Consider the following 8,517-nt stretch of genomic DNA (forward strand, 5'->3'; position numbering starts at 1 on the left):
CGCCTGAACCCGACAGGGTCACGCAGGGCTACACCACTCCCAGGGACTTGACCGATCGCACAGATGCTGCCGCGTGATCCGTTGGCGGTTTCGACGTCGAATCCGACGAAACTCGGACCGCTCGACACCTCCATGGTCGCCGGCCCTCGGGGCGTAACCTGCGCCCGTGACCGCGCCGTGGGTTCAGTCGCGAATGAGGAAGATCGTTGCGGCGCAGCAGCGACCGGCGGAACGACGGCCACCGTCGTCAGCCGCTGACTGTTGTAATCGACCCACTTCTGCAGGTACCGCACCAGCATCGACTGGTGGGCGCGCTGACCACGACTGAAGACGATGGTGTGCAGATCCTGCACCGCAGCGGCACGTCCGAGTGCCGGTCGGCGTTGTCTCACGCACAGTTGAACCCACCCATTGCTCAGAATCGAGGGCTGTTTGACGTGCAGGTCGACGATGTCGGTCAATGCGATCACCCGCCGGTCCTGCACCGCACTTAACTGGTTCTGGCCCAATTTCCGTGATCGATTTTGAAAGTTTCAGCCGCTGAGGAGTATTCGTTTGCGAAGCAAGTCGAATCCAGCGCGCCCATACATTTGCCGTTTGAGCATCTTGATCCGGTTCACGTGCCCTTCGACGGCACCGGAACTGTATGGCAGAGTCAGCCCGTTACGGACGGCTGCATGGTCGGTGTCGAGACCTCGAGCGAACCGATGCAAGTGCGGCAGATCATCTGCCGAAACGGCCGACATCCACGAGTTCAATTGTTCACCAAGGCGTTCGGTGAGCATTTCCGCAAACGACTTGACATGGCCTGCAGTTGCTTCGAGGTGCGGGCAGCTGGCGAGGATCTGTTTGAGTCCGATCTGCTCGTCGTCGGTGTGGTTGTCGGGGGGACGCAACATCCACGACGTGATCCGCCGCACCTTCGGCACTTTCGGTGTGGACGGTGGTGCTGCCCCTATCCTGCGAAACGGACGAAGGTAATCCCGGACGGAGCTGTAGCTGCCGCGATATCCCAATGCTCGAAGTTCTTCGTAGAGTGAGGAGGCGGAGGTGTGTCCGTATTTGAAACGCTCGTGCAGGTATTCGGCGAACTCGTCGAGCAGGGTGGGCCTACCGGCCCGCGGTGCCCCCAACAACTCATCTACGCTGCTCGCGTAGTAGAAACGGCGGACGGTTTCCCTTGCCAACCCGAGCTGGCGGACGATCGCTCTGATTCCCATGCCTTCGTTCTTGAGATTTGTGACCGCCTCGAATCGCTGCTTCGTCCGGACAGCGAGTATCGAACTCTCCTGACGAGTCGCGTGTACCTGTTCGGCGGCCATCCTCAGTTGCTCCGACGCGGTGCGATCGATCGAAGGTTCAGGCTCAGTCTCTGCCTTTCGTAAAAAATGATGATGGGCCGCAACGGTTTTCTCCACTGCCTCGGCAAGGTTATGCCATAGGTGCCAGCGGTCTGCGACTTCGATCGCCTCCGGCGCTCCGGTACGGGCGGCTTCGGCATACGCGCCGGCGCGATCACGGCAGATCACCTGTGTTCCCGGATGTTCGGTGAGCCATTTGGTGACTGTTTCGGCTTTCCGGTTGGCAAGAACATCGACGGGTCGGTGAGTGTCCATATCGACTAAGACTGTGCCGTAACGATGACGCCGACGGAGAGCAAAGTCGTCGATGCCAAGCACCGTCACCACACCGGTTGGAGGGTCGGGCAACGCTCGGACCAGCCGTAACAAGGTGGTGCGTCCGACAGAAACTCCTAGCGTGGACGCTAACCTCGATCCGGCTCGTCCGGCCAACGCGAGTGCGATCTTCTCGAGAATTTCGCGCAGCAGCGGAGTGGTCCGTGCGTAAGCCTTGGTCAGTCCGTCGATCTGCTCGACAAATGTGCGCCGGTCACAGCCGCTGTTCGAGCACAGAAACCGACGCACCTGCAATACGACGTAACTCGATCGGCCAGCTATAGCCGTATCAGCGAGCATGCGTTCGTACCGACTGTGTACGCGTTTCGAGGAAACACCACAGGCCGGACAGCTCGCCGAAGTCGACAACGACGACGCACGAATACGGACTCCACCTGCGGTCGCATCCACCGAATCGATGTCGACACCCGCCAGATGCGGAAGAAGTACGCGCAGGTCACAACAGTTCTCAGAACACCAGAACGATCATCTCCCGCACGGTCCACGTCCCGTCCGAACGACACGCGGTGAGAAGCTGGAGCCGTCACGGAAATTGGGCCAGAACCAACGTTGACCTTCAGTTGCGATGTGTTTTGCACCGCGGTATGGGCTGCCCGGGCGGATGGTTGGTCACTGCTGCGGTACCGGCGGACCCACGTGGTGCGTCATCCGGCCCGTTGACCGGGGCCGGCGCACTGAGTGCATCTGCACTTCGACTACGTGAGGGTTGAATCGTATCCCCCTGGTGCACAACGTAAGTCGAGCGTTTCACCGAAGGGTCCGCCCGTGTCGGCGAATTTCGTACTCGCGTGTCGAGAACGCGAAACCCCGCAGCCGAATACTTTTCGTTTCACTGACGAAGAGCGCTGACTTCACCGTGTAAGTGATGACCGGTGATCGCCCGACATTCCCACCTCGTGCGGCAGAGGGCCCACCCCCGGCGAGTGCACAGCCGGTGGGCGGGCCATGTGTGCGTCTCGGATTGAGCTAACCCCTTCGCGCTCACCGCTCCGCACTGCATACGGTATTCCTCCCAGGAGGCTTTGGCCAGGGCTTGCCACGGAGCGCGGTTTCGTCGCGTTAGCCGTGGAGCATCGTCGTTCCTGCTTCGCATGCTCGCCTCGGGGACCGGCCTCGGTTGCCGTGCCGCGATCGGCGGTCGCCCGAAGCGGGGTTGCTTGCAGTCACCGAAATGGGGCGGATCTCGTCAGAGGGGCGCTGATCGCGTTGCCCGGTGATCTGTCATGTCCTGTGGGTGAGGGTCTTCGGCACCTGCTGTGGTCGTCGAGACGAGCGAGTGTTTGCGGTGACAAGAGTTCACGCGAATGTGCTCATTTCGGTGAGGCGTGCGCACCGTGAAGCCGGGGTGGAAGCAGTGCGTAAACCCTGTGGCCCCCGCCGACAGTCTGGGGGGATGTCGCATCGGCGGGGCCGGGCGCCACAACCCGGGTTCGGGTCGGGAATGCGGCGGCGCCGAAAAGAAAACGTACGGGATCACGTCTCGTAGTACCAGTTTGCGCCGAGTCACACCTACTCGAGGACCTCAAATTTCTTCTGGGCGATGTGCAGGCTGCGGACACTATGCGCGACGCTCGGACGGGCGCAGGTCACCTGATCTACGCGACAGGCGACCCTCGAACCCTGTGGATGGACTGCCAAAAAACATCGACGAAGGCAACGCGAACCGTCCGAGCCATGGAGTCCGGGCGGATCTCGCGACGTACCATCATGGATGCGCGTTCACCTTTGCCGGCTCGGGCGCGCACGGCCCACCGGACTGACACTCACATTCACGCCGGTGGGCCACCTGATCTTCTTCGGCTGCATTCATCTTGATCTTGATCTCGTCACGACGGCCTGTAGCGTCTTCGAAAACCGTAGTCCGAGTGGAAAATCGGGCACGATGTGGTGTTCTGGTCAACATGGCAAGGTGACCATCTCTCGATCCCGCACGGCGGGACAGTCACGACATCCCTTCCATCAGGGAACGGGGCTACCAGGTTTCGATCCGGTCTGGGGTGTGAAAAGTCCTTTTGCTGCTCAGCCCGCGCAGTCCCGACAGAGCAAGTGATCCGAGGTGGGGTCTGCGCGGCGGCTGCGGTGGTGGACGAGGAAACAACTGATGCAGGTGAACTCGTCCGTCTGCTTCGGTAGTACTCGTACCGTGAATTCCTCACCGGAGAGGTCCGATCCGGGAAGGTCGAAGGATTCCGCTGCGTCGGGTTCGTCGATGTCGACGACGGCGGATTGGGTTTCGTTGCGTCCGGTGGTCAATTGGGCCAACGAATCGTCTGTTACTTCGTCGGCTTCGGTGCGTCGTGGTGCGTCGTAGTCGGTTGCCATGGTTCCTTCGGGTGATTTCGTATTCCGGTTCGATCGGTGTCCGTCCGGGGCACGTGCTGCAGGTGTTCGCGGCATCGGGTTGGTCGCGTTCGTGTATGCCACCTCGTGCGCCTGGCCTGAGACGATACCCCGGGCCGTGGTGCCGCTAACGATGTGGCGCTTGCACGGGAACCAACCAATGCGCGCCGCAACCTGACGGCTCCGGCGGATGCAGGTGACCGGCGGTGGCGAAATCGCATCGACGGGATGTGCTCAGTTGGTCAGAGGTTCCACAGCTCGAGTAGTGCAGTCCTGATGGACACAGCGCGGACGTAGTGGTCGGCCCGCAGCCGTGGACCGGCGTGTCCGAGATCGGCGAGATGCTTCTCGGCGATGTGGAGGGGTAGTGGGGGTAGGTCGGTGCGGATTCGCAGGAAAACCATCACCGCGCCGCCGGACCGCGGGATGCGGACGGGTTCGGCGGTCACGAGGGCCGGCGGGTAGATCCATTCTTGGTCGGATGAGACGAGGATGATCACGTCGCCGGATGTGATGGTGCTGGGTTTGCCCAGGCGCAGTGTTTGGAGTTGGTACTTCGCTACCGGTCCCGAGGTGGTCGGTTTCCGTGGCTGCTGCTCGCGTATCAGGTGTAGTTCGGTGGGGCTGGGTTGGTAGTCGACGACGTGTTTGACGAACATTCGGGCGGTGGGTGTGGGGAGGAAGTCGTTGTCGGGGTTGTGGATTCGCCCGGTGACGCCGGGGATGGGTACGGCGCGGCCGATCGCCCATTCGGCGGTGGCGTGGTCGATGAAGGTGTGGTCGACTTCGGTGATGTCGTCGAGGCCGTCGATGAACGTGCGCACCGAGGTGATGATATCGGGATCGTCGGTGATGATGACGGCGTCGTCAGAGTAGGTGGAGTTGATGGTTGCGTTCGCGGATCCGATCACTGCTCGCCGGTTCGTGGCGATTACTTTCGCATGCAGGGTTGGGGAGGACAGGACCCGGACGCCTTTGCCGAGGTAGTGGGCGAGGGCAGCGGGGGAGGTGGCGTGTGCTCGGATCGCTGCTTTGGAGGCGTTGACGACGAGGATGTCTCCGGCTCGCAGAGGAAGTAGTTCGGGAGAATCCTGGCCGAGGTAGGCGATCGCTGCGCGGCGTGGGCCTCGTGTGCGGATCGCTCGGGTGATGTGTGGCCACGGGTTGGGTCCGTGGAAGGTGGTGCCCATGGGGGAACGGTAGTCGGATACGCGGCCGACTTTGTCGAACGGATGAGATGTCGATCTCGAAAGTCGATCTATTTGTTCTGCTGCTGGTGGTGTGGTGAGGGCGGTTGTTGCGTTCTCTACGGCTCTCTAGGGCGCGAGGAGAGCGTCGCAGGGGTGGTTCGATGCGGCGCGGTGGCGTGAGGAGCGCATGGAGTTGGCCCTGCGTCGTTAGGATCCGGAGTGTGAAGCAACGACCGAAGTGACGATCCGGAGGCAGCAGCGTGGTTGCTCGGTAAGCTTTCCCGTCCTGACTAGGATCGAGTACTTTATCGGCGACCCTGCCGATGACGAATCAGAGAACATGATGGACGAACCGATGACGCAGGAACGCCGCGAGAAGTTTTGGAGGCACGAATCAATCGGTGTGCCGGCGCGATCCTGGACGATCTCACCTACCACCAGCGTTTCCACTGAAATCGCGACCTCCAGGGCATGCTCGCATTCCGTGCCCACGCGCGGGCGAGGGGTGTCACGCTTTCCGGCGCAGGGTCCGCACGGATAGGAGATAGCCCGAAAAGTGCTTCCGCGGGTGCAGGGAGAGGGGAGGCTTTGTTCGCCCGAGTCGCCGCGCGGCTGCCTTCCGGCGAACTGATTCACGGCCCGCGTGCATCTGTGGTTGCGTGCGTAGATGCGCGCATGAAAGCATGTATGGACGCTCGCAGTGGTGTGTGAACCGGATTGGTCAATCCGACGTCAGGGCTCACGTGATCGACCAATGTGGCAGTGCAAGAAAACGATTCGCCAAATTCTGTGCGACATCGACATAGAGCAGGATTGCAGGCGAAGAAGGTTGACGAGTTCCTGCGCAGGCATCCGACGTTTCACCACTGCAGGAGCATCAACGCGACGATGGAAGCGTTCTGGTCGTAGACAGGGATCGAACTACTGAACAGGAAGAAGCGGCTGACCCTGCTCGGATCTGGCGAACGCGATCGTCGGTTACATCGAAATCTTCTGCAACCGGCGTAGCCGGCATTCGCAGATCGACTATGCGTCGCGGATCGAGTAGGAGTTACCTTTCGTAGGTCCACCCGCTTCGGCTTGAACTTCATGCCGCAAGGGGTGACGACCGGCAGGGGTGACGAATCTTGGGGCGGCCCGGTCCTTATGCCGGGTGGGTTTCGTTTTCGTCGGTGCTGGGGGTGAGGGCGGTATTGAGGTCTCGTACGCGTTGTCTCTGGGCGTCGGTGAATGCTGCGGAGGCGATACGGCGAACCTGTAGTTGGTTGCGCAGAGGTGTGTTCGGGAGGCGTTGAAAGTTTTCCGGATAGCCGAGTTCTTCGTATACGTCCTGTTCGATGCGGCCACACGCAGTTTCGCGCGTGGCCGCACAAAGGGCCGTGTTGTTACAGCTCTTCGTCGTCGATGTGTTCTTCGCGCTGGAGATCAGAACCTTTGGGAGCGGCGGGAACCCATTCGCGCAGAGGTTGGATTACTTCGGCGTAGAAGCGTTCCGCGGATTGGGTGACGCTGCCGATGAAACTTGCTGCGGTGCCGGCTCGTTTGCCGCCGAGGGTGAAGGTTTGCATCAGGCTGAAGGAGTTGAGCTGCCCGCTTTGACTGTCGGTGAGAATGCGTGGTGTCGTGCGGACATCGGCGTGCGGTTCGCAGGTTGAGGAGGTCGGGCCTGTGAATGTGGCTTCGATCAACAGATCTGCGGGAGCGTTCTTGAGTTGACGCAGCATCCACGTCACGCGTTTGCCGGCGGTGCCTTCGTCGGGAGCGGTGACTACGGTGCGGCAGGTGACTTTGTTGGTTCGCATATCCGCGACAATTCTGAGTTCGCCTGCGGCGTCCGGGATTCGAAGTGCAGCAGTGAACGTGCCATCGTTCGCCAGTTCCTCGACGGTGAGTTCGGTGCGGTAAATGGCGTCGTTCACCGCGCGGCGTGGCAAGACGTGTTTGACGCTGACCCCTAATTCGGCAGTGAAGCGCAAGGCGAGATTGCGGGCGAGCGCGATCCAGGAGTCCGCGATCGAGGCTGCCTTGGGGTCGCCGGATCGCAGGGTTCCGGCGCTGATCGCATCGCGAATCGCCACCCAGTGCCGTCCCATGTCGACGAACTCCGATGCCCCTGATTTCGGGTGTTCGATGTACCGGAGGAATTCGTGCAGGATCCAAGCCTGGAGTGGGTTGTCGATTCCGCCGTGGGAGAGAACCATTCGAGCTTCGTGAATGATCTCAGCCCAGGACAGATGGCGTAGTGCGACTTTGGTGAGTTTGCGTTTGTCCACCTCTACCGGCAGTTCGCCGGCTCCGGCGGGGAGGTCGTTGGACAAACTGATGACCACGTCGTACTTGTTCTTCTTCGCAATATCGAGATAGTTTTCGAGTTGTTCGCGGGAGTGTTTGCCCGCTCCGGTTTTCACTTCGAGGATCCCGGTCCACAGGCGAGCGCCGCGGGAGACCTTCCAGACCGCGTCGGGGATTACTCGGGATTCGCCTTTGGTGTACGGGACTTCGACGTATCCCTCGAACGATCCGGCGGGCGCGCCTGCTCGGGAGGTGATTGCGCGCGCGAACAGTGGAACGGTTTGCATGGTCGACACCAGCGCCGAGGTGGTGCGGCGTTCTTGTTCTTCGCCGGATCCGACTCCGATCACGGAGAACAAGCGTGCTGGTTGCCAGGTGTCGGCTTCTGCGAGTTTGAATTCGGGCAGTGGCGCTTTCTTCGGAACGGGTTTCGCGGTGCGTACCCCGCGTGGACGCGCCGGCTTCGATGCGGGGGTCGCTGGTGCGGCCGGAGTGACCGAAACAGCTGGTGTAGCGGGTTGGTGGACTGCGGCTTCGTCGGCGGTGGTTACCTCGACGACGACGGGTGGAACTGCGGGGGTGGGCGTAGCTGTGGGGTCGTCTATTTCTATTGCCACAGTTATGGACTCGTCGGTCTCGGTCGCGGTCTCGGTGTCGGCATCGTCGCCGACGTCGACGCCGAAATCTTCCGCCAATCCGGCCAGGCCGGATGACCAGCCTTGACCGATCGCCCGTAGTTTCCAGAGCCCGTTTCTGCGGTAGATCTCTCCGAAGACGAACGCCGTTTCCGTTCTCGCATCGGCGGTGACGTATTCGGCGATGGGGGAGCCGGATGCGTCGAGTACGTGGAGGGAGAGTTTGCCGAGGTCCCCGAATGATCCGGTGTCGACACTTCCGGCCAGGACGATCGCGTCGACCTCTGCCGGCACGGCGGAAAGGTTAACCTCGCGCTTTCACGGTGAGCGCTTCGAAACCCTGAGTCGGATATAAAGAAAGGC

At 61.3% G+C, this 8,517-nt stretch carries 3 protein-coding genes and 3 pseudogenes; 1 reads left to right on the plus strand and 5 read right to left on the minus strand.

From position 1 onward, the window contains the following. The 4 genes and pseudogenes from H7C86_RS36055 to H7C86_RS36070 all read right to left on the minus strand — a co-directional run. Positions 1-470 (minus strand): annotated as a pseudogene (locus H7C86_RS36055) (hypothetical protein); the annotation flags it as partial. A gap of 63 nt (positions 471-533) precedes the next feature. Then, positions 534-2,087: an ISL3 family transposase gene (locus H7C86_RS36060; protein WP_259349431.1), complete on the minus strand. Its 1,554-nt coding sequence runs from the start codon at positions 2,085-2,087 to the stop codon at positions 534-536. Positions 2,088-3,716: 1,629 nt separating this feature from the next. Beyond that, entirely contained in the window at positions 3,717-4,019 is a 303-nt protein-coding gene (locus tag H7C86_RS36065) for a DUF4193 domain-containing protein (RefSeq protein WP_182263434.1), read from the minus strand. 260 nt (positions 4,020-4,279) lie between these two features. Further along, entirely contained in the window at positions 4,280-5,227 is a 948-nt protein-coding gene (locus tag H7C86_RS36070) for a phospholipase D family protein (protein WP_182263435.1), read from the minus strand. A gap of 879 nt (positions 5,228-6,106) precedes the next feature. On the opposite strand from H7C86_RS36070, the pseudogene H7C86_RS38140 reads away from it, so the two are divergent. Next, a pseudogene (locus H7C86_RS38140) lies at positions 6,107-6,275 on the plus strand (IS3 family transposase); the annotation flags it as partial. 337 nt (positions 6,276-6,612) lie between these two features. Here H7C86_RS38140 and H7C86_RS36075 read toward each other — a convergent pair. Beyond that, a pseudogene (locus tag H7C86_RS36075) lies at positions 6,613-8,463 on the minus strand (TerD family protein); the annotation flags it as partial. Positions 8,464-8,517 lie beyond the last annotated feature (54 nt).

Source organism: Rhodococcus sp. UFZ-B548 (assembly GCF_903819475.1).
GTDB lineage: Bacteria > Actinomycetota > Actinomycetes > Mycobacteriales > Mycobacteriaceae > Rhodococcus_F > Rhodococcus_F erythropolis.